The 21,664-nt window shown below is 60.6% G+C and carries 24 protein-coding genes; 17 read left to right on the top strand and 7 right to left on the bottom strand.

All coding sequences use genetic code 11. The features are described from left to right. The first annotated feature begins 204 nt into the window (after positions 1 to 204). From JNB88_RS20225 to JNB88_RS20195, 7 genes are all read left to right on the top strand, one after another. On the top strand, positions 205 to 1,383 hold the full coding sequence (locus tag JNB88_RS20225; RefSeq protein ID WP_220356995.1) for a cell wall hydrolase: 1,179 nt from the start codon (positions 205 to 207) through the stop codon (positions 1,381 to 1,383). 281 nt (positions 1,384 to 1,664) lie between these two features. Further along, the gene (locus JNB88_RS20220) at positions 1,665 to 2,009 is read left to right on the top strand and encodes an AtpZ/AtpI family protein (protein WP_037139582.1); all 345 of its coding nucleotides are present in this window, start codon (positions 1,665 to 1,667) and stop codon (positions 2,007 to 2,009) included. Positions 2,010 to 2,082: 73 nt separating this feature from the next. Then, positions 2,083 to 2,835: a F0F1 ATP synthase subunit A gene (locus JNB88_RS20215; RefSeq protein WP_037139586.1), complete on the top strand. Its 753-nt coding sequence runs from the start codon at positions 2,083 to 2,085 to the stop codon at positions 2,833 to 2,835. Positions 2,836 to 2,907: 72 nt separating this feature from the next. Continuing rightward, positions 2,908 to 3,135, top strand: coding sequence for a F0F1 ATP synthase subunit C (locus JNB88_RS20210; protein WP_003588243.1), 228 nt, complete (start codon positions 2,908 to 2,910; stop codon positions 3,133 to 3,135). Positions 3,136 to 3,213: 78 nt separating this feature from the next. Beyond that, the gene (locus tag JNB88_RS20205) at positions 3,214 to 3,852 is read left to right on the top strand and encodes a F0F1 ATP synthase subunit B (protein WP_037139593.1); all 639 of its coding nucleotides are present in this window, start codon (positions 3,214 to 3,216) and stop codon (positions 3,850 to 3,852) included. Between the two features lie 3 nt (positions 3,853 to 3,855). Next, the gene (locus tag JNB88_RS20200; protein WP_037139595.1) at positions 3,856 to 4,347 is read left to right on the top strand and encodes a F0F1 ATP synthase subunit B; all 492 of its coding nucleotides are present in this window, start codon (positions 3,856 to 3,858) and stop codon (positions 4,345 to 4,347) included. A gap of 80 nt (positions 4,348 to 4,427) precedes the next feature. Further along, the gene (locus JNB88_RS20195) at positions 4,428 to 5,192 is read left to right on the top strand and encodes a phosphotransferase (RefSeq protein ID WP_220356994.1); all 765 of its coding nucleotides are present in this window, start codon (positions 4,428 to 4,430) and stop codon (positions 5,190 to 5,192) included. Positions 5,193 to 5,201: 9 nt separating this feature from the next. On the opposite strand, the gene JNB88_RS20190 is transcribed toward JNB88_RS20195, so the two are convergent. Both JNB88_RS20190 and JNB88_RS20185 read right to left on the bottom strand, forming a co-directional pair. After that, positions 5,202 to 5,873, bottom strand: a complete 672-nt coding sequence (locus tag JNB88_RS20190) for a ribonuclease HII (RefSeq protein ID WP_037135615.1) — start codon at positions 5,871 to 5,873, stop codon at positions 5,202 to 5,204. 110 nt (positions 5,874 to 5,983) lie between these two features. Then, the gene (locus JNB88_RS20185) at positions 5,984 to 7,141 is read right to left on the bottom strand and encodes a PA0069 family radical SAM protein (RefSeq protein WP_220356993.1); all 1,158 of its coding nucleotides are present in this window, start codon (positions 7,139 to 7,141) and stop codon (positions 5,984 to 5,986) included. A gap of 137 nt (positions 7,142 to 7,278) precedes the next feature. Here JNB88_RS20185 and JNB88_RS20180 point away from each other — a divergent pair, with 137 nt between their 5' ends. Continuing rightward, entirely contained in the window at positions 7,279 to 7,797 is a 519-nt protein-coding gene (locus JNB88_RS20180) for a glycosyltransferase family 2 protein (RefSeq protein WP_220357115.1), read from the top strand. A gap of 185 nt (positions 7,798 to 7,982) precedes the next feature. After that, positions 7,983 to 8,300: a hypothetical protein gene (locus JNB88_RS20175; protein ID WP_220356992.1), complete on the top strand. Its 318-nt coding sequence runs from the start codon at positions 7,983 to 7,985 to the stop codon at positions 8,298 to 8,300. A gap of 27 nt (positions 8,301 to 8,327) precedes the next feature. Here the strand turns inward: JNB88_RS20175 and moaB are convergent, their stop codons facing one another. The 4 genes from moaB to JNB88_RS20155 form a co-directional block, all read right to left on the bottom strand. After that, positions 8,328 to 8,879 (bottom strand): molybdenum cofactor biosynthesis protein B, encoded by a 552-nt coding sequence (gene moaB, locus JNB88_RS20170; protein ID WP_220356991.1) that lies wholly within the window; start codon positions 8,877 to 8,879, stop codon positions 8,328 to 8,330. Further along, positions 8,863 to 9,771 (bottom strand): 4-(cytidine 5'-diphospho)-2-C-methyl-D-erythritol kinase, encoded by a 909-nt coding sequence (locus JNB88_RS20165; RefSeq protein WP_220356990.1) that lies wholly within the window; start codon positions 9,769 to 9,771, stop codon positions 8,863 to 8,865. The genes moaB and JNB88_RS20165 overlap by 17 nt, the downstream gene beginning before the upstream one ends. Positions 9,772 to 9,777: 6 nt before the next feature. After that, positions 9,778 to 11,610, bottom strand: coding sequence for a tetratricopeptide repeat protein (locus JNB88_RS20160; RefSeq protein ID WP_220356989.1), 1,833 nt, complete (start codon positions 11,608 to 11,610; stop codon positions 9,778 to 9,780). Between the two features lie 130 nt (positions 11,611 to 11,740). After that, complete coding sequence (locus JNB88_RS20155) at positions 11,741 to 12,757, bottom strand: polyprenyl synthetase family protein (protein WP_037135622.1); 1,017 nt, start codon at positions 12,755 to 12,757, stop codon at positions 11,741 to 11,743. Positions 12,758 to 12,865: 108 nt separating this feature from the next. Between JNB88_RS20155 and JNB88_RS20150 the strand changes: the two genes are divergently transcribed. Further along, positions 12,866 to 13,093, top strand: coding sequence for a putative signal transducing protein (locus tag JNB88_RS20150; RefSeq protein WP_037135623.1), 228 nt, complete (start codon positions 12,866 to 12,868; stop codon positions 13,091 to 13,093). 7 nt (positions 13,094 to 13,100) lie between these two features. Then, entirely contained in the window at positions 13,101 to 13,877 is a 777-nt protein-coding gene (locus JNB88_RS20145) for a tRNA1(Val) (adenine(37)-N6)-methyltransferase (RefSeq protein WP_220356988.1), read from the top strand. Here the strand turns inward: JNB88_RS20145 and JNB88_RS20140 are convergent. After that, complete coding sequence (locus JNB88_RS20140) at positions 13,874 to 15,214, bottom strand: Nramp family divalent metal transporter (protein WP_037135626.1); 1,341 nt, start codon at positions 15,212 to 15,214, stop codon at positions 13,874 to 13,876. The two genes, JNB88_RS20145 and JNB88_RS20140, sit on opposite strands and share 4 nt — an antisense overlap. Positions 15,215 to 15,383: 169 nt before the next feature. On the opposite strand from JNB88_RS20140, the gene JNB88_RS20135 reads away from it, so the two are divergent. The 6 genes from JNB88_RS20135 to JNB88_RS20110 all read left to right on the top strand — a co-directional run. Beyond that, a complete protein-coding gene (locus JNB88_RS20135) occupies positions 15,384 to 16,244 on the top strand; it encodes a S49 family peptidase (RefSeq protein WP_037135628.1) in 861 nt (286 codons plus the stop codon). A gap of 19 nt (positions 16,245 to 16,263) precedes the next feature. Then, positions 16,264 to 16,458 carry a hypothetical protein gene (locus tag JNB88_RS20130; RefSeq protein ID WP_037135827.1) on the top strand — a complete coding sequence of 65 codons (195 nt, stop codon included), beginning with the start codon at positions 16,264 to 16,266 and terminating at the stop codon, positions 16,456 to 16,458. Positions 16,459 to 16,560: 102 nt separating this feature from the next. Further along, positions 16,561 to 17,496, top strand: a complete 936-nt coding sequence (locus JNB88_RS20125) for a glycine--tRNA ligase subunit alpha (protein ID WP_220357114.1) — start codon at positions 16,561 to 16,563, stop codon at positions 17,494 to 17,496. A gap of 327 nt (positions 17,497 to 17,823) precedes the next feature. Further along, positions 17,824 to 18,375 (top strand): LemA family protein, encoded by a 552-nt coding sequence (locus JNB88_RS20120; protein WP_037135632.1) that lies wholly within the window; start codon positions 17,824 to 17,826, stop codon positions 18,373 to 18,375. Between the two features lie 93 nt (positions 18,376 to 18,468). Continuing rightward, complete coding sequence (gene aroA, locus JNB88_RS20115; protein ID WP_220356987.1) at positions 18,469 to 19,728, top strand: 3-phosphoshikimate 1-carboxyvinyltransferase; 1,260 nt, start codon at positions 18,469 to 18,471, stop codon at positions 19,726 to 19,728. Positions 19,729 to 19,769: 41 nt separating this feature from the next. Further along, positions 19,770 to 21,664: DUF2207 domain-containing protein (locus tag JNB88_RS20110; protein WP_220356986.1), on the top strand; the 1,895-nt coding region annotated here is incomplete at its 3' end.

Genomic DNA, 21,664 nt, shown 5'->3' with positions numbered 1-21,664 from the left:
AGCTGAAGCGCACGAGCGAATCTGAAAGATCGCGACGCGCTTTAGGTGAGCAAATACCTCAGATGAAAGCCCGGCGATCCGCCGGGCTTTTATTTTTCCTAGTGCTAATTCTTTCTCTCCCAAGGGCGCCGTCATTAACCAAGCATCAAGGTTAATGAGACATTTTCAACGGCATGTTCATGCGTCTCATGCCGGAGTCTTGCGTTGCGTCGAAATAGCCGTTCCCTTGGCAAGCTGCGCCTCTTGCTTCAAAACTGGAGTTCACCCGCGCTCTTCGGCGTTTGCGGATGGCTGATGTCGCCGACGATGGCGTCTCATGCTGACCTGGCCGCTCTGCTTGCCGGCCTCGATCAGGGCCGGGAAAACTGGCGCATGGTTCTGACCAATTCGCCGGCAGGTTCGATCCATCAGGCGGAGCTCACCTTTGCTGATCCCGTTGTGACAGGTACGATCGCCGCCGGAGCGGGCATGGTCCTACCCGACGGTCGCAAGGTCGCTTTCATGGCGAAGGACAAGGGACACGAGGCGACGCCGGATGAAGATCGCATCAATCGCCCGTCCAAGAAGGGGCGCGTCGTTGCCGTCGAAAAGGTGCAGCCGCCAAAGGATTTCTCAGCCGGATCGATTCTGCAGCGCACGCGTCTGCTTTTCCAGCCGACTTTCGACCTGAAGGATAAGTCGGCTTTCGTGAAGCCGAAGATCAAGGGCAAGGAAATCCAGATCGCGACCAATTTTTATAAGAAACAGCCGCCCAAGCCGGATCGCGGCGTCTCGCCCATGCTGGCCGGCCTTGTGACGAACCCCAAGGCTGATGTGCTGGCGACGGCCTATGCGCCGGCCGCGCCGGACTATTCCCGCCAGTCCCCGTTCGATTCGATCTTGACCGAGAAGGCCGACGACGGCCGCTTCGTGCCGCAGATTGGTCCGCGCGACCACGCCTGGGCCGCAAGTGTTCTGCCTCCTTCTGTATTTTCAGCAGCTGAACAGCAGTGCCTGGCATCAGGCATCTATTTCGAAGCACGTGGCGAGACGGTAAAGGGGCAGGCCGCCGTCGCCCAGGTCATTCTCAACCGCGTCCGCAATCCGGCATACCCCAAGACCATCTGCGGCGTCGTCTACCAGAACGAAGACTGGCGCAACCGTTGCCAGTTCTCCTTTGCCTGCGACAGCATCAAGGATCGTGTGAACTCGCAGTATCACTGGAGAATCGCCCGCGAAGTGGCCATGGCCGTCACCGCAGGCAAGATCTGGCTCCCGCAGGTCGGATCCTCGACTCATTACCATGCCGTCTATGTTCGTCCGAAATGGGCCAAGACGATGGAAAAGGTCGGACGCATTGGCCTGCATGTCTTCTATCGCACCTATGGCGGCGGCTGGAGCTGAGAAAAAGGCGATACCGACGGGATTCTGCGCGTCATCGCCCCCCACAAAAGCGGATTCTTCCGGTCGATTTTGGCGTAGTCCGCAGCTGACGGCCTAAGCCTATGTTTTTGATCGCTTATTTTATGGCTGGACATCGACCTGCTACGCCTTGACTATGCTTTTTGCTAAAACTATGTTGCGCGCGACTTCAGAACGGGCCGAAAGGTTCTCAAACCTTGAGGTCGTTGTCCGGAGAACCGGGGTAGCGGGATCGCGGACAGCGGCTGGCAGAGGAGAGCACCATGGCGGAAGACCGCGAGGAAAGTCTTGAGAAGCGCCGGGCGCAATTGGAAGCGGAACTCGCAACCAGGCGCGTCGAAGCGGGGAAGGAAGAGGCTATCGAAGCCAGCGCTGAGGCGAGCCGCAAAGGCTATGCCCAGGCGATGAAGCTTTCGAGCGAATTCATTTCCGCAATCGTGGTTGGCGCCGTTCTTGGCTATCTCTTCGACCGTTTTGTCGGCACGACGCCTTGGGGGTTGATTGTTCTTCTTCTTCTTGGATTCTGTGCCGGTGTATTGAACGTTCTGCGTGCTGCGGGAAGGGTTGCGAAGCCCGATCCAACGGAGCACCGGAATGGTGGAAAATAGGGCGTAGCGCTCCGGCGTTCGATCCAGTGCAATGATCCCGCCTCGCGTGGGCTAAAGATAGAGAGAACAAGCGGTGTCTAACGATCCGACCCATCAGTTCCTGATCCAGAAGATTGTGCCGATCGAAGTCGGCGGAATTGATTTCTCGTTTACGAATGCATCGCTCTTCATGGTGGCGTCGGCTGCCGTTGCTGCTGGCTTTCTGTATTTCTCGACGTCGAACCGGGCGATCGTGCCTGGCCGCTCGCAGTCGGTTGCGGAGATGTCCTACGAGTTCATCGCCAACATGCTGAAGGAAGGCGCCGGCTCAAAGGGAATGAAGTTCTTCCCGCTGGTCTTCTCGCTTTTCATGTTCGTGCTGACGGCAAACCTGCTTGGCATGTTCCCGTACTTCTTCACGGTCACCAGCCAGATCATCGTCACCTTCGCGCTGGCGCTGCTCGTTATCGGTACCGTTCTGGTCTACGGCTTCTACAAGCATGGCTTCCATTTCCTGAACGTCTTTATCCCCTCCGGCGTTCCTGGCATTCTTCTGCCGCTCGTCGTGGCGATCGAAATCATCTCGTTCCTGTCCCGCCCGATTTCTCTCTCCGTTCGTCTTTTCGCCAACATGCTGGCTGGTCACATCACCCTCAAGGTGTTCGCAGGCTTCGTTGCCTCGCTCGGAGCAATGGGTGCGGTCGGTATCGGTGGTGCCATTCTTCCTCTCATTATGACGGTCGCCCTGACCGGTCTCGAGTTCCTCGTCGCCTTCCTCCAGGCCTACGTCTTTGCGGTGCTGACTTGCATGTACCTCAACGATGCGGTCCATCCGGGTGGCCACTAAGGGATACCGACATTGACGTCACTCGGGCGTCAGTCAAATCGCCGCAACACAACCATTTCAAAGGAGTTCAACATGGAAGCGGAAGCAGCAAAGTTCATCGGTGCAGGTCTGGCTTGCTTTGGTATGGCCGGTACGGCTCTCGGCCTCGGCAACATCTTCGGCAGCTACCTGTCCGGCGCTCTGCGCAACCCGTCTGCTGCTGACAGCCAGTTCGGCCGTCTGGTTTTCGGCTTCGCCGTTACGGAAGCTCTGGGCATCTTCTCGCTGCTCGTCGCTCTCCTCCTGCTCTTCGCCGTTTAATACAGGCGCATTGAAGGATCACGGCCTGCAGTCCGCATGCCGTGATCTTTTGCATTTGCAGTACACCTGGAGGTGAGCATGTTTTTTGTGACCCCGGCTTACGCCGAAGAGGCCCCGGCGGGAACCGCAGAAACTGGTGCAGCGACCGGTACAGACCCGCATGCCGCTCCGGCCGCAGGCGATGTCCACACCGAGACCGGCGTGCCAGCCGAGCATCATGGTGGCGGTGTATTCCCGCCTTTCGATTCGACGACCTACGCCTCGCAGCTGCTGTGGCTGGCGATTACGTTTGTTGTCTTCTTCGTGCTCATGCAAAAGGTTATCGCGCCGCGCATCGGCACTATCCTCGAGCAGCGCCACAACCGCATCTCGCAGGACCTCGACGAGGCAAGCCGCCTGAAGGCGGAAGCCGACGCCGACGTTGCCGCATACGAAGCCGAATTGGCTGCCGCCCGCGCCAAGTCGAGCGCGATTGGCACCGCCGCTCGCGACGCAGCCAAGCTGAAGGCTGAAGCCGACCGCAAGACTGTTGAAGCCGGCCTCGCCGAAAAGCTGAAAGCCGCTGAAGGTCGCATCGCCGACATCAAGGCGAAAGCATTCGCTGACGTTGGAACCATCGCAGAAGAAACTGCAACGGCTGTCGTGGAACAGCTGATCGGAACCTCGGCACAGGCAGATGTTGCCGCTGCGGTCGCTGAAATCAAGAAGGGGGCTTGATCGATGGAATTTGCACTCGACGCAACATTCTTCGCATTCGTCGGCCTCGTCCTGTTCCTGGCGCTGGTCGTGTACCTCAAGGTTCCGGGCATGATGGCGAAGTCGCTTGACGATCGCGCCGACCAGATCCGCAATGAGCTGGCGGAAGCCAAGCGTCTGCGCGAAGAGGCCCAGCATCTGCTTGCCGAGTATCAGCGCAAGCGCAAGGAAGCTGAAGCCGAAGCCGCGCACATCGTTGCCGCTGCCGAGCGCGAAGCTGAAATGCTCACTGTCGAAGCCAAGAAGAAGACGGAAGAATTCGTCGCGAACCGCACGGCGGTTTCCGAGCAGAAGATCAAGCAGGCCGAAGCCGATGCGATGAAGGCGGTTCGTTCCGCAGCCGTCGATCTGGCGATCGCTGCTGCCGAAAACGTTCTGGCGAAGAAGGCAGACAAGAAGGTTCAGTCCGAACTTTTCAGTGACGCCGTTGGCCAGGTCAAGAGCCGCCTCAACTGAGGTGAGCCACGAGCTGCTGAAAAGCCCCGCACTGCGGGGCTTTTTGTTTTTGTACTCTGATCGTGGCGAGGAGGATGCCGATGTTGACGAGCGAAGACACGCGCGAGCCGTACCTGCGCGACGGGTTGGTCTGGCGCTCACGCCGACCGTGGAGCGAGGCTGTCCAGGAGCTTCTTACACATATTCAAGCGCAGGGGTTTGATGCCGTACCCGCTGCCGCCGGCTTCACCGGGCAATGGGAGCGCGTCAGCTTCGTGGAGGGCCGCGTCGCCGAGATCGAAACCGATGCCGAGATGCAGTCTGAGCCGGTCCTGGTATCGGCAGCAGTCCTCCTGCGCCGCCTTCACGATTACACGGCGGCGATCGCCGCCGACTGGGCGGGACGGGTGTGGCAATTGCCGCCGCGAGTTCCGTTCGAAACGATCTGCCATGGCGACTTCGCGCCCTACAACGTGGTGTTACGCGATGGAGTGGTGGCGGGGATCATCGACTTCGAGACGGCGCACCCGGCGCCGCGTTCATGGGATCTCGCCTACGCGCTCTATCGCTGGGCGCCGCTGTCGCAGCACGCCGCCGCGCCGCTGGCCGATATCGACGCGCAGATCGCCCGCGCTCGCCGCTTCCTTGATGCCTATGGTCTGGCGAACCGGGAACGCGCCGCCATCGTCGATGCCGTGACCGAGCGGTTGCGCAGCCTTCTCGACTTCATGAAGCAGCAGGCGGACGCCGGATCGACCAAGTACAGTGATGATCTCCTGGAGGGAGACGGCCGCCTTTATGAGGCCGACATCGCCTACCTCGCCCGCCATCGCGAGGCCCTTCTTGTCGGTCTGCTGCGCCGCTGATGCGTCGGCTCACTCCGTCTCGGTCACCGTGAACTGGCTGAGCGGCTTGAAGCTCATGCGGTGGAGCGGGCAGGGCCCGTGTTTTTCGATGCCGGCCCGGTGCTGCGCGGTGCCGTAGCCGACATGCGCTGCAAAGCCGTAGGCGGGGAAGCTGCTGTCGGCGCGCGCCATCATCCGGTCGCGTGTCACCTTGGCGACGATCGAGGCCGCAGCGATGGAGACGGAGCGGGCGTCGCCCTTGACGACCGCCTGCCCGGGGCAGGCCAGGCCCGGTGGAACGTCGAGCCCGTCAGTCAGGACATAGCTTGCGGGGACAGACAAGCCACAAATGGCGCGGCGCATGGCGTCCAGGCTGGCTTTGCGAATATCCGTCTCATCGATGCGCGTCGAGCTTGAGGATGCGATCGATACGGTCGCCGTTGCGAGGATCTGCACGAAGAGTTCCTCGCGTTTCTGCGCCGAAAGCTGCTTCGAGTCGTTCAGGCCGTCGGGAATACGCCTTGGATCGAGAATAACGGCAGCCGCCACGACAGGGCCGGCGAGTGGCCCGCGCCCTGCTTCATCGGCGCCGGCAACCGGCCAATGGCCGGCCTTGCGCGCCTTCAGCTCCAGCCGGAAATCCGGCACGAGAGGGACATCTTCGAAAAGCATGGGAGAATCGGGTGACGTGCGACGTTTCATGCGGTTGAACCTCGCACGCCAACCCGATTTCCTGCAAGTCCCCGGATCAGGGCGGCGGGCCGGGGACTCGAGCGCGGAAGGGCAGGGTGACCATCCGCGAAGCGCAAATATCAAAGCAGTGTAAGCTGGACGCCGCTGCCGTCAGGAGGCACGAACAGGTCGTCGCGCAGCGGCATGCTGCGACGGGTCATGCCCAGCCGCTTCGTAGCCATCTCGAAACGGCGCGCGATCTGCCAGGCATAGGGGCCGGCACCTTTCATTCGCTTGCCGAACTCCGCGTCATAATCCTTGCCGCCGCGCATCGAGCGAACCAGCGACATGACGTGGCGGTAGCGGTCGGGATAATTCTGCAGCAGCCAGTCGCGAAACAGCGGCGACACCTCAAGCGGCAGACGCAGGATCACATAACCGGCCTCCGTAGCGCCGGCGGCGTGAGCCGCATCCAGAATACGCTCCAGTTCATGATCGTTGAGCGCAGGGATCATCGGAGCAGCCATGACCGATGTCTGGATCCCTGCCTCGGAGAGTGCGCGGATCGCTTCCAGCCGGCGCGTCGGTGTCGAAGCACGAGGCTCCATGGTCCGCGCCAGCTTCCGATCGAGCGTGGTCACCGACAGCGAAACACGAACAAGGTTCCTCTCTGCCATCGCCGAGAGAATATCGAGGTCACGCATGATCATTGCCGACTTGGTTACGATCGAAACCGGATGGTTCGCCTTATCAAGCACCTCGAGGATCTGCCGCATGATGCGCCATTCCTTCTCGATCGGCTGATAGGGGTCGGTGTTGGTTCCGATCGCGATCACGCGCGGCTTATAGCCGGGCTTTGCCAGTTCGCGCTCCAGAAGCTTTGCCGCATCCGGCTTGGCAAAGAGCTTGGCTTCAAAGTCGAGACCGGCGGAAAGCCCCATATAGGCATGCGTCGGCCGCGCGAAGCAGTAGATGCAGCCGTGTTCGCAGCCGCGATAGGGGTTGATCGAGCGGTCGAAGGGAATGTCCGGCGATTCATTGCGGGTGATGGCTGTGCGAGGCTTCTCGATCTGCACTTCGGTCTTGAACGGTGGCAAATCCTCAAGATTCTGCCAGCCATCGTCGAAGGACTCCCGTCGCAAAGGCTCGAAACGGCCACTCGGATTGAGTCCGGCCGCGCGCCCCCGTCGGCGGTCGACGTCGATCCGCAGGCCGGCAGATGCGATCATCGCATCGGCAATATCTGCCGTGTTGGCAGGCGCGAATGCGGCCTGCCCTGCAAGGGACTGCTCGTTCATCGGATTCTCCGCTGGCGGAAGCTTTGCTTCCATCCGGTTTGATGATTAAATTCCTATCGGCAAAATGAGAACAATGCAAGAACAAAATGAGGAAAGTGCCGCTGGCAAAAATTTGTGCGGTGCTCTATGAATGGGCAATGTTGACTGTTGTACTTGAATGCCAGGATCAGGAACCTGAATTGGCGCAGACGTTGTCGGTGTTGGTTGCAGGCGCAGTGGAAGGGCTCGTCAGTGACGTCGTGGTGCTTGACCACGATTCCAGAGACGGGACGTCGAGGGTGGCCGACGCAGCCGGCTGCCGCTTTCATTCGCAATGGGATATCAAGGATATAGTGCGGTCGGCGCGGGGCGAGTGGTTGCTCTTCGTCGAGGCGGGCGCGCGGCCGCAGACTGGCTGGATCGATGAAATCGCCGAGTACATGGCGTTGAACAAGCTGCCGGCGCGTTTCACCGCCTCCCGTGGGTATAAGCGCCCTTTGCTGCAGCGCATCGGCCGGGCCTCATCGCCGCTGGAGCTCGGGCTTCTTCTCCCGAAGAAGCAGGCGGTAGCCACGGCGAGAAGCGGGATGCGCCTTTCCGAGTTCGCGAAGGGGCAGAAACTGCGCAAGCTCAGCAGCGAACTGATTCCATCTTGGGTCGCGCGCGCCGCACGATAAGCTGGCGCGAGTTGGTGCTATTTCCCGCAAATAATGGCGCCCTAAACAGTTTTGCGCTATAATTCAGCCGTGGCGCCGCCCGAGCGCCTCGCTTCGTGACGGTCGGCCATGGAATGCCGTTAGGCGGCAGAACAGGTCAGCGGAAGTCTCCTCTTCTGCCGGTTTCCGGCAAAAGGAGGTGCGTCATGAAACGCAATATGATCCGCAGCCTGTTATTGGCTGTCATATTGACGACATCGATGATCGCGCATCCGCATTCGGCAGCATCGCAGATGATGCGCAGTTGCGCAGGCCGATCCGAGGTCGTCAATTTCCTCGACAAGAACTTTGCCGAGAGGCTGACGGCAGTCGGACTGATCAACCATAACGCCATGCTTGAGGTCTATGCCGCGCAGAGTGGCACATGGACGCTGCTCATCACGGATGTTCGCGGCGTAAGCTGCATCCTGCTGTCTGGTGAAAGCTGGGAAACGATGCCTAACCTACCGGGTATAGGGACGTAGAACGGTGGTCTTCGCCGGCGCAGTCCGTTATTTGCCCGCGCCGCGCTTCAGATGCTCATCGAGGCGCGGCATGATCTCCACGAAATTGCAGGGCATGTGGCGGTAGTCGAACTGGGCCTTCAATATGCCGTCCCAGGCGTCCTTGCACGCGCCGGGCGAACCGGGCAGCACGAAGATGAAGGTCGCGTTGGCAACACCCGCCGTTGCACGGGATTGAATCGTCGAGGTGCCGATCTTGTCGTAGGAGATACGGTGGAACACCGCCGAGAATCCGTCCATCCTCTTCTCGAAAAGCGGCTCCAGAGCTTCCGGCGTGACATCGCGGCCGGTAAAGCCGGTTCCTCCGGTAGTGATGACAACGTCGATATCGTCCTGCTCTGTCCAGGTCTTCACACGCGAGGCGATTGCCTGTCGATCATCCGGGACGATTGCACGGTCGATCAACCGATGACCGGCCTCCTTGATCCTGGCGGCCAGCGTGTCTCCGGAGCGGTCATCGGCCAGCGTGCGCGTATCGGAGACAGTCAGCACGGCAATGCCCACAGGAATGAAGGGACGTGTATCATCCAGCCCTGGCATCATGACCTCCAGCAATCGTTTCAGTCGCTTCGAAATACCAGTCCGGCCGTTTGCTGCGAAGCGCGGCCGCCGCCGCTTCCGCTGCAGCAAGCGTATCGAAAATGCCGTAGCAAGTCGCGCCGGAACCAGACATGCGGACGAATGCGGCACCTTGCTTTGCCAACATCGCCGAGATCTCGCCAATTTCGGGCAGAAGATCCCGAGCGACTGGCTCAAGATCATTGCGCATCGCGCGGACCGTGTCGAGCCAGTCGGACTGCGCTGTCATCTCGAGGGCCCCATTGCTCTTGTTCTTCAATCGCCGAAAGATCTCGGGCGTCGACACGCCTTGCAACGGGTTTGCAAGCACCATGGCAAACACAGGCATGTCGTCGACAGGCGTGATCTGCTCGCCAATGCCGCGCGCGATCAGCGGTCTGCTCGCCAGGCACATCGGCACGTCGGCGCCGAGGCGGATGGCTATCGCCTGAATGATCGCGTCAGGGAGCGATGCGTTCCAGAGCCGCATCAGGCCGCGAAGCGTCGCTGCGGCATCGGCCGACCCGCCGCCGATTCCTGATGCAATCGGAAGGTTCTTCTGGAGATGGATGCGGACGGTGGGAGCAGAGCCGCCGCCGTGGCTGATGGCATCCCGCAGAAGGTCCCGGGCCCTTAGGACGAGATTATCGTCGTGGCCGTCGTTGAGTGCCCCGGCGAAGCGCCCCGAAATCAAGAACTCATCTTCGTCGGTCGACGTGAAATCCAACCGATCCCCATGAAGGGTGAAGGTTACCAGCATATCGAGAAGGTGATAGCCATCGGATCTCTGGCCCGTTACGTGCAGGGCCAGATTGATCTTGGCTGGAGCGTTCTCGACGACGGTCACGTCATCGCGCATGCTCGCGTCGGGCATGGGCTATCAGGACTTCTTGTCCGTGGGCTTCGGTTCCACCGGTGCTCGATCTGGCTGCTTCTTGTCTGCCGCCTTCGAGTTGTCCGTATCCTGCGGCAAGCCGTTGGCGATCTTTTCCTTGATCTTCGGGATCTCGGCGGCCTCGGGCTCGGAGCCGAGCGCGCGGTTCCACTGATAGACGGCTTCAAGTTTGCGGCCGACACGCCAATAGGCATCGCCGAGATGGTCGTTGATCGTGGCGTCACCGGCCTTGATCTGGGCAGCTTTCTCCAATTCCTCCACCGCGTCGTCGAAGCGGTTCAGGCGGAAATAGGCCCAGCCGAGAGAGTCGATGATGTAGCCATCGTCAGGACGCAGATCGACCGCCTTCTTGATCATCGCCAGCCCCTCGTCGAGGTTCCGGTTCATGTCGATCCAGGAATAGCCGAGATAGTTCAGAACCTGCGGCTGGTCGGGGTTGAGGTCCAGAGCCTTGCGGAAATTCGGCTCGGCCTGGTCCCATTTCTTCAGGCGCTCATAGGCAATGCCGCGCTGGAAGAAGACCGTCCAGGCACCCTTGCCCGGCAGCGGACCGAGGACTTCAACAGCCTTGTCGTAATTGTCGGCCATCGCGGCGTAATCTTTCGCATCCGACAGCACGCTGCCATAGGCGAGATAGCTGCGAATGTCCTTCGGATCGGAGGCGATAAGGCTCTGGAGATGCTTGCGTGCTTCCTCCACCTTGCCGCCCTGAGCAAGGGCGAGACCGAGCTGCAGTTCAGAGATCCGGCGCATCGGCGAGGTTTCTGGTACCTGCTTGTAGAGCGCGATCGCGCGGTCCATCTGCTCCTGCTTCTCGGCGATGCCGCCGAGCATGACGAGCGTGTCGGCGCTATCCGGATCCAGTGTTTTTGCAGTCTGAAGGTAGAGCGAAACGATATCCTCGGCGCCGTCGCGGTTCAGCGCGCCGCCGATGGAAAAGAGTACGCCGGCAGCACCCTGCTTCGCCGTCTGGATTTGTTGTTCCTGCTTCTCGCCCTTTTCGATGCTCTGACGCAACGCGTTCAGCGGCGCGTAGTTCGGCAGCAGGTTGTCGCCGACGGAAATTGCGTCGAGCGCCTTTCGCTTGTTGCCCTGGGATGCTTCCAGCCGCGCAAGCGCCATGACTGCCCGCATGAAGGTGTCCGGCGCCGTCGCGCCACCGTCCTTGTCGAGAACGGCGTCATTGAGATTTTGGCGGGCCGCCCTGACGTCACCGTTCACGATCGCGATCGCACCGGCATTGTAGGACTTGAAGATGCCGACCCATTCCGGCCCCCTCATTTTCTGGACCATTGCAAGCGCATCCTTGCCACGGCCAGCACCGACGCGCGCCCAGGCAGCCAGGAGATCGTTCATCATCCGGTCGAGATCGTTCGGGCCGGTATATTTCAGGAGCGATTCAGCCGTCTTGTATTCGCCGCGACGAATAGCATCCATGCTGCGCACGATGGTCGTGATGCGTTCGACTGTCGGATCGCCCTTCAGGTCGTTGGCGTACTTGACGCCATCCTGGATGTCGCCGTTGAGAAGCAGCGAGATCATCAGACGCTGACGGATTTCCGGGTTCCCCGGCTCGATCTGCAGCGCCTTCTTGTAGAGCGCGATCGCCGTTTCGTAGTCATGGTCGACATCGGCGGTACGGGCAGCCAGAAACGCACCGGAGAAGCTCGTGACGCTGTCCGGATCGAACATCACCGTAGCGGCGGCATCGTCCTTCTTGGCCGTCTCTTCGGCATTTGCGCCGCCGAGTGCAGCCAGCGACAGGACCGCTGCCAGGGCTGCGCTCGAAAGAAGACGGATGGCAAGCTTCTGCCGCATTAGAAAACCTCTCTTGTCGGGCAGTCGGCCTCGTCCGACTGCAAAATCAGTTGAAATGACTGACTCACAACAGGATGGCTTTTTTGAAGCGGTCCTGCAACAAATTCAGCCCGCGCTCAGTGGCCGTCGGTTAGTTGACGCGCTCGATGCAGAAGTCGATGACTTCCATCAGGGCAGATTTCCATGCCGTGTCGGGAAGCGGCGCAAGCGCATCTCTTGCGATGGTTCCATAATGAACCGCGCGGGCAATGGTGTCGTTCAGCGTGCCGTACTTGGCAATTAGACCAAGCGCCTTTTCAAGGTTCTGGTCGCTGCTTTCGCCGCCTTCGATTGCCTGCCGCCAGAAGGCGCGCTCGTCTTCGGTGCCGCGGCGATAGGCGAGGATCACTGGCAGGGTGATCTTTCCCTCACGGAAGTCGTCGCCGACATTCTTGCCGAGATCGGCTGCTTTGCCGCCATAGTCGAGCGCGTCGTCGACGAGCTGGAAGGCGAGGCCGAGGTTCATGCCGTAGGATTTCAGTGCGTTGCGGCCGGACTTGCCTGCATCGGCGACGATCGGGCCGACTTCGGCGGCAGCGGCAAACAACGCTGCCGTCTTCGCCCGGATGACGGCGAGGTAGTCATCCTCGGTCGTTTCCATGTTCTTGGCGACGGAAAGCTGCAGCACTTCGCCTTCGGCGATCACGCAAGCCGCCGAGGAGAGAACGTCCAGCGCGTCGAGCGAGCCGACATCGACCATCATGCGGAACGCCTGTCCGAGCAGGAAGTCGCCAACGAGCACGCTCGCCTGGTTACCCCAGATCATGCGGGCCGTGGACTTGCCGCGGCGCAGATCGCTCTCGTCGACGACGTCGTCATGCAGCAGCGTCGCGGTGTGCATGAACTCGACTGATGTCGCGAGCTTGATGTGGTTCTCGCCCTTGTAGCCGAAGAGCGCGGAGGACGCCAGAGTCAGCATCGGGCGCAGGCGCTTGCCTCCAGACGAGATGAGATGGTTGGCCACCTCCGGGATCATCTGGACATCGGAACCGGCCTTGGAGAGGATAAGCTGGTTGACCCGTTCCATATCTGCCTTGGTCAAATCCACCAGCGGCTTGACGGATGCGAGTTTGTTTTTGCTTTCTTCAAGCGGTATGACCACGCCCAACGACCCGGACTCCTGTTAAATTATTGAGTTCGACAATAGAAAGGGGCGATTGGCGCGGCAAGGGGTGAATTGTCGCGTCGCGCAAATTTGAAAGGGATTTTCCGGCAAATGCATGAACTTATCCGCGCCAATGATCCCGTGCTGCTCTCCTATGCGGAGAGCCTGCTGAAAGATGCGGGCATTCACTGCTTTATCGCCGATCAGGCAATGAGCATTCTGGAAGGGTCGCTGGGCATGTTGCAGCGCCGGCTGCTTGTCGATGACGAGGAAGCGGACCGGGCACGACGTATCCTCGTGGATGCCGGGCTCGGCGACGAACTGCGCGCTCCGAAGTGATCCTGCCATGACGGACGATGTTGCCGAGACCATCGACGCCTTTCACCGCGGGCTCTTTCATGTGGTGCAGCCGAAGGGCAGGGGGCATCGCGCCGGCATGGATGCAATGCTGCTCGCCGCGCTTGTCGCGGACGGTCGTCCTATCAAGGTTGCCGATCTCGGCGCAGGCGCAGGCGCGGCCGGCCTGGCTGTCGCATCGCGGCTGCCGGCGGCTCATGTCGTGCTCTTCGAGCGCTCGGAGGAGATGGCTGACTATGCGCGCCGCAGCGTTCTTTTACCCGGAAACGCGCATGTGGCGGGTCGCGTTTCGGTCATCCGGGCGGATGTGACGCTGAAGGCCAAGGCGCGAAACGAGGCCGGCCTTGTCGACGAGAGCTTCCATCACGTCATCATGAACCCGCCGTTCAACGACGCAGGCGATCGCCGGACACCGGATGCCTTGAAGGCGGAAGCGCATGCTATGACGGAAGGTCTCTTCGATAGCTGGTTGCGGACTGCCGGGGCAATCATGATCCCTGGCGGGCAATTGTCGCTAATCGCGCGGCCGGAATCGATCGCCGAGATCATCGACGCTTGTGGCCGTCGCTTCGGCGGCATCGAGATCACCGCGATCCATCCGCGCGACGGCGAGAATGCCGTACGCATCCTTGTCACGGCTATAAAAGGGTCGCGCGCGCGGCTTTCGCTGCGCGCGCCATTCATCATGCACGAGGAAGGGACGCATAAATTCTCGTCCTTCGTCGACGATCTGAACAATGGCCGGGCGGCCTATAAAAGGCGCTAACCGATGACGAAGTCGAACAGCAGCTTGATGTTCAGGCCAGCGATCAGGACCGCGATGAGGTAGGCGATCGCACTCAGCCAGCGCGGTGCAACCAGCGCGCCCATCTTCGCCTTGCTTGCCGTAAACATAACCAGCGGGAAGACGGCGAAGGAGAGCTGCAGGCTGAGCACGACCTGAGTCAGGATCAGTAGTTCCGCTGTGCCCTGGTCGCCGTACCAGATGGTGACGAAGGCGGCCGGAATGATGGCGATCGCGCGGGTGATGAGGCGGCGAACCCATGGCTGAAGCCGGATCTTCAGGAAGCCTTCCATGACAATCTGACCGGCAAGCGTTGCCGTAACCGTCGAATTCAGGCCGCAGCAGAGCAATGCTATACCAAAGAGCGTCGGAGCGATTGCCAGGCCAAGCAACGGTGCGAGCAACGACGATGCCACGCCCAATTCCACGACGTCGGTCTTGCCGTTCGCATGGAACGCAGCGGCAGCAAGGATCAGGATCGATGCGTTGATCAGGAGCGCAAAGCAGAGCGCTATCGTCGAGTCGATCGTTGCGTAGGTCAGCGCCTGGCGCTTTTCCGGCACCGTGTGGCCATAGGCGCGGGTCTGGACGATGCCGGAGTGCAGATAGAGATTGTGCGGCATCACGGTGGCGCCAAGAATGCCGAGTGCGAGATAGAGCATCTCGGGGTTGGAAACGATCTCGGTCGTCGGGAAGAAGCCCCGGATTACCGCGCCCCATTCCGGATCGGCAAGGAAGATCTGCACGCCAAAGCATACGGCAATGATACCGAGCAGGGCGATCACGAAGGCTTCCACCCAGCGGAAACCGATCTTCTGGAGATAGAGGATAAGGAACACATCGAGCGCCGTGATCAGCACGCCGAGTTCGAGCGGAATGCCGAACAGCAGGTTGAGACCGATTGCCGTGCCGATCACTTCCGCGATGTCGGTGGCGATAATGGCAATTTCAGCAAACGCCCATAGCGGAATGGAGACGTATTTCGGATACGCGTCACGGCAGGCTTGGGCTAGGTCGCGGCCGGAGGCGATCGCAAGGCGCGCGCAGAGCGACTGCAGAACAATCGCCATCAGGTTGGATAGCAAGGCGACGGTCAGCAGCGCATAGCCGAACTTCGAACCGCCCGCGAGCGAAGTCGCCCAGTTGCCGGGGTCCATATAGCCGACGGCCACCATGTAGCCAGGGCCGAGGAACGCGGCGATGCGCCGCCAGCGCGTCCCGTGTTTCTGCGTCTGGATCGAACGGTAGACATCGGAAAGCGATGCCTCTTCGCGCTCATGTCGCCAGCCGGCCTTTGTGTTCGGATTTACGATGTCCATGCAATTCGCCCTTCTTACCGATAGGGCCAGTATGTCTGATTAGAATGATAATGCAAGTCATTCGCAACAAGAATTACAAATGAAAGATGTTTTGTGCCGTCACCATTGTGTTTGACGTGTCGTTGCATACATGGAAGACGTTTGCTGATATCGCCGCAAAGGATGGAAAATGGCCGGATTTTTGAAGAGGTTGCTGCCCAAGCGTTTCCGCAAGGAAGGCGTGGTGATCCCCGTCGTTCGACTTCACGGTCCGATCATGAGCGGCGGAAGCCAGTTTCGGCCGACCCTCAATCTCGCCGCCACGGCACAGGTCCTCGAAAAGGCGTTCAGCTTCAAGGATGCGCCAGCGGTGGCCATATCGCTCAATTCTCCCGGCGGTTCCCCGGTCCAGTCGCGCCTGGTCTTTACCCGCATCCGCGAACTCGCGCGTGAAAAGCAGAAGAAGGTTCTGGTCTTCGTCGAGGACGTTGCTGCATCCGGCGGCTACATGATCGCCCTTGCAGGCGACGAGATCATTGCTGATCCGACCTCAATTGTCGGCTCGATCGGGGTCGTGTCCGGCGGCTTCGGCTTCCCGGAACTGCTGAAAAAGATCGGCGTCGAACGCCGCGTCTACACGGCCGGTGAAAACAAGGTAATCCTCGATCCGTTCCAGCCCGAGAAGGAAAAGGACATCGAGTATCTGAAGACGTTGCAGCTTGAGATTCATCAGGTCTTCATTTCGATGGTTCGCGAACGGCGTGCAGGCAAGTTGAAGAACGACGATGTGGTCTTCTCTGGCCTTTTTTGGACCGGCACGCGTGGCCTTGAACTCGGCCTGATCGATGGACTGGGCGACATGCGCCAGGAACTGAAGCGTCGATACGGGGCGAAAACCAAGCTCGAACTGGTTATGCCCGCGCGCGGTCTTTTCGGAAGGCGCATTCCGGGTATATCGTCAGCCAACCTGGAGGGAGCCGGCGCTGGTCTTGCAAGCGGGCTTGTCGAGGCTGCCGAGGAAAAAGCATTGTGGAGCCGATACGGGCTCTGAGGGATTAAAGGCTGGCATCATGCCGCAACTGATAATTATCGTCGTTCTAGTGGTAGGCGCTTGGCTTCTCTATCGCCGCTTTGTTGCCGACGCGCAGCGGCTGGCAGCACGATCCCGCAGGGAAGAGAAGGAGCGCCAGACCGGCGCCATCGGTACGCTGGTCAAGGATCCGGTCACCGGCGAGTACCATCTGAAGAAGGACGAGGACGAGTAGGGCCGCAAAAGCCTTGACCCGTCTGGCGCGGCGTGGCACCTGTCCGCGCACTTTTTGTACGAATTCGGAAGCCGTTCCATGTCTGCAGCAATCCCCGATCACATGAACCCGAAGCGCTCGTTCCAGGCGCTGATCCTCACGCTCCATAACTACTGGGCGGACAAGGGTTGTGCGGTACTGCAGCCCTACGACATGGAGGTGGGCGCTGGTACGTTTCATCCGGCAACGACGCTGCGTGCGCTCGGCCCCAAGCCGTGGAAGGCTGCCTACGTACAGCCATCGCGCCGCCCGTCGGACGGCCGTTACGGCGAGAATCCGAACCGGCTGCAGCACTATTATCAGTATCAGGTCATCCTGAAGCCGAACCCACCGAACCTGCAGGAGCTCTATCTCGGCTCGCTCGCAGCCATCGGTCTCGACCCGCTGCTGCACGACATCCGTTTCGTCGAGGACGATTGGGAAAGCCCGACGCTCGGTGCCTGGGGTCTCGGCTGGGAGTGCTGGTGCGATGGCATGGAAGTGTCGCAGTTCACCTATTTCCAGCAGGTCTGCGGCATCGAATGCTCGCCCGTGGCGGGCGAGTTGACCTACGGCCTGGAGCGCTTGGCGATGTATGTGCAAGGCGTCGACAACGTCTACGACCTGAACTTCAACGGCCGTGAAGGCGACGAGAAGATCAGCTACGGCGACGTCTTCCTGCAGGCGGAGCAGGAATATTCACGCCACAATTTCGAATACGCCAATACGGAAATGCTGCATCGGCACTTCATCGATGCCGAAAAGGAGTGCCAGGCGCTCCTGGCGGCCGGCGCGCCGGGCGACAACGCCAACCAGTTGCTGCACAAGTGCGTTTTCCCCGCCTATGACCAGTGCATCAAGGCGAGCCACGTCTTCAATCTGCTGGATGCGCGCGGCGTGATCTCGGTCACCGAGCGCCAGAGCTATATCCTGCGGGTGCGGACGCTGGCGAAGGCCTGTGGCGAAGCCTTCCTCATGACGGATGCGGGTGGCGTGAATCTGTCGAAAACTGCCGCTTAAGGGCGGTAGTCAACGGCGCTCGTGGTTTCTTACCTCGACACGGCGCTCCACCGGGCGCGCCATTTTCCGGACAAAGAAGTACGAAGCGATGGCCAGCGTGTTCAGCAGGAAAAGTACTGCGCTCATGGTCTGAGTAATCCTCGTCGCAAGTTTCTCGGGCGCGGTTGCTTCAACCGTGCAAGATGAAAATAGGGCGTCCGTTCGCGCCACGGTATCGTGATTTCTCACTACCCCCGGTCTATTGATCGCTCGGAAATGCGGGATGACAATCTGCGGTAACGCGCATAGTCTCCCGATATACTTTCGGTCGTTGCGGGGGATTCGCGAATGTATGTTATTCTTGGCCTTATTGTTCTGGCCGCGCTCTATGCCGTTTTCATCTACAACGGCCTTGTTCGTGCACGGCAGATGGCTGAGGAAGCCTGGTCAGGCATCGACGTGCAGCTGAAGCGCCGCACCGACCTCATCCCCAACCTGATCGAGACGGTGAAGGGCTACGCCGCGCACGAGAAGACGACGCTTGAAGAGGTCGTTGCCCTGCGCAACAAGGCGCAATCGGTTCCGACTGGAGACGTCGCCGGCCGCGCCCAGGCCGAAGGCCTGCTCGGCCAGGCGCTGGGGCGCGTGCTGGCGCTGGCCGAAGCCTATCCCGATCTGAAGGCAAACGAGAATTTCCGCGAGTTGCAGACCTCGCTCGAGACGATGGAAAGCGAAATCCAGATGGCTCGCCGCTATTATAACGGCGCGGCTCGCGATCTGAACGTCAAGGTAGAGAGCTTCCCGTCCAATCTGGTCGCCGGCCAGTTCGGTTTCCAGAAGCGCGAGTATTTCGAGATCACCAACGAAGCAGATCGCGCCGTTCCGACCGTAAAGTTCTGATATCCGCCATTTGCCTTTGCGCAAAAGCTGCTATGAGCAGGGCATGATCGTGGCCAGACATGGCCCTCGCGCAAAGACGGAAAAGACAAGGTAATGAGTAAAGACAAGCTCACCATCATCCCGCCGGACAAGCCGCTGACAGGTCGTGCCGTCCCGCCCGGTTCGAAATCCATAACCAACCGCGCCCTGCTTCTGGCAGGTCTCGCCAAGGGCACCAGCCGCCTGACCGGCGCTTTGAAGAGTGACGACACCCGCTACATGGCCGATGCTCTCCGCGCCATGGGCGTGATCATCGAGGAGCCGGATGATACGAGCTTCGTCGTTACGGGCAGCGGCAAGCTACTGCCGCCGCAGGTGCCGCTTTTCCTCGGCAATGCCGGAACGGCGACGCGCTTCCTGACGGCCGCTGCCGCCCTGGTCGATGGCACCGTTGTCGTCGATGGCGACCAGCATATGCGCAAGCGCCCGATCGGTCCGCTGGTCGATGCGCTGCGTTCGCTTGGCATCGATGCGTCTACCGAGACCGGTTGCCCGCCCGTCACCGTGAACGGCACCGGCCGTTTTGAGGCGAGCCGCATCCAGATCGATGGCGGCCTGTCTAGTCAATACGTCTCGGCGCTCCTGATGATGGCTGCCGGTGGCGACAAGGCGGTGACAATCGAGCTGCTCGGTGAGGATATCGGCGCGCTCGGCTATATCGACCTGACGACGGCGGCGATGCGCGCCTTCGGCGCCAAGGTCGAGAAGACGAGCGCGGTGACTTGGCGCGTCGAGCCGACCGGCTACACGGCAGCAGATTTCGTGGTCGAGCCCGACGCCTCTGCCGCGACCTACCTCTGGGCGGCCGAAGTGCTGACATCGGGCAAGATCGACCTCGGTGTCGCGAATGGCGCGTTCACGCAGCCGGACGCGAAGGCCTATGATCTGATCGCCGAGTTCCCGCATCTTCCAGCCGTTATCGACGGTTCGCAGATGCAGGATGCTGTTCCGACCTTGGCCGTTCTTGCGGCTTTCAACGCGACGCCCGTCCGCTTCGTCGGCATCGCCAATCTGCGCGTCAAGGAATGCGATCGTATCCGCGCCGTCTCGACCGGGCTCAACAACATCCGCCAGGGGCTCGCGGCCGAGGAAGGCGACGATCTGGTTGTCCAGTCCGATCCATCGCTAGTTGGACAACGCCTGCCTGCCAACATCGACACCTTCGCCGACCACCGCATTGCCATGAGCTTTGCGCTCGCCGGCCTGAAGATCGCGGGCATCACGATTCTCGATCCGGAGTGCGTCGGCAAGACGTTCCCTGCCTATTGGCGCACGCTCGCAGGGCTTGGTGTGACCTATACCGACGAGGGCTGACTTTATCTGACGCGGCCGGGACGCCGCAGGCGAGGGGTATAATGATCCGACGGCTTTTCGGCCTTTGCTTCGTTTTGTTTCTGATGCTTGCGGCGCGTGGCGCCATCGCTGCGGAGGTGATCAATGCCTTCGCCTCTGACATCGCGCTTGAGAAGAGCGGCGCGATGACGGTGACGGAGACGATATCCGTCAATGCCGAAGGCAATCGTATCCGGCGCGGTATCTTCCGCGATTTTCCGTTGACCTATCAGGATGCGGAAGGCCGTCTCCGCCGCGTCGATTTCGACGTCATTTCGGTGAAGCGCGATGGCCGCGACGAGCCATGGCATACCGAGTCCATCAGCGGCGGTATCCGCATCTATGCCGGTTCGGAAGACGTCACCGTGAGCTATGGCCGCCACGATTACGTCTTCACCTACCGCACCAATCGCCAGATCCGCTATTTCGACGATCACGATGAACTCTATTGGAATGTCACCGGCAACGGCTGGATCTTCCCGATCCTGACAGCAACAGCGACGGTCAACCTTCCGGACGGTGTCAGCGCGACCGACACCGCCTTCTTCACCGGCCCGCAGGGTGCGACGGACAGGAATGCCAGCGTTTCCGGGAGTGGCGGTCGACTGCTGTTTTCGACGACCCGGCCGCTCAATGCCGGCGAAGGACTGACGATCGCCGTCAAGATGCCGAAGGGCTCGATCAATCCGCCGAGTGCCGACGATGAGCGTCGCTGGTGGCTTAGCGACAACCGTGACTACTTTCTCGGTTTCGGCGGGCTCATTCTTGTCTTTCTCTACTACACGCGCTCCTGGCTGAAGGTTGGCCGTGACCCCGCCCGCGGGGTACTGGTCCCGCGCTGGGATCCGCCCGACGGGATCTCGCCGGCGCTGGTGAACTACATTGATAACCGCGGCTTTTCCGGGCAGGGCTGGACGGCGCTGTCGGCCACCGCCCTCAATCTGGCGGTGCGCGGCTATGTGGTACTGGAGGACCTGAAGAACTCGATCGTCATCCGCCGCACGGACAAGCCGGTCGGCAAGGAGAAGCTGGAAGCGGGCGAGACGAGCCTGCTCAATTCAGTTGGAGCCAAAGGGTCGCTCACGATCGACAAGTCGAACGGAACCCGGGTGAAATCGGCAGGCGATAGCTTCCGGGCTGCCATCGAGCGCGAGCACCGGGGCAAGTACTACAACGCGAATACCGGTTACACGACGGGCGGCATCGCGCTCAGCGTCGCGTCACTGGTGGCCCTCTTCGTCTTCGGAACGCTGGAGCCCGATACGATCGCGTTGATGATCATTCCTGTTGTCGTTGTCGTCTTCCTCTCGGTTTTCATTGCCGGTTTCGCCAAGTCGTTTCGGCCCGGCAGATCGCTTGGCGCCAAGATCATGTCCGTGATCGCCATCGCCTTTGCCGTCTTCTTCGGCTTCAGCATCGTGTCGTCGCTAGCACTGGCGTTGTTCTCCTCTCTGGTTGAAGTGCATGAGACGCCGATGCTGTTTGCGATCGGCGGCATCATTCTCCTGAACCTGCTCTACGTCTTCATCATGGGCGCGCCGACGCCGCTCGGGACCAAGATGATGGATGGCATCGATGGTCTGCGGCAGTACATGACACTGGCCGAGAAGGACCGCATGAACATGGCTGGCGCGCCAGAGATGTCGCCCCAGCATTTCGAGAAGCTGCTGCCCTATGCCGTGGCGCTCGGCGTCGAAAAGCCCTGGTCGCGGGCCTTCGAGACATGGCTTGCGGCAGCGGCAGCGGGAGCAGCGGCCGCTTACGCCCCCTCATGGTATTCCGGCAATTTCGGCAGCGGCAACTTTTCCGATCGCATTGGCGGCTTCTCCTCGTCCATGGCCTCGACCATTGCGTCGACCATTCCGGCACCGCCGTCCAGTTCGTCCTCCGGCTTCTCCGGCGGCGGCTCGTCGGGCGG

The sequence above is a fragment of the Rhizobium cauense genome (genome assembly GCF_019511525.1).
In the GTDB taxonomy this organism is placed as follows: domain Bacteria; phylum Pseudomonadota; class Alphaproteobacteria; order Rhizobiales; family Rhizobiaceae; genus Rhizobium; species Rhizobium cauense.
Note: the sequence above shows the minus strand (reverse complement) of the source record. Positions and strands in the feature narration are given on the sequence as shown.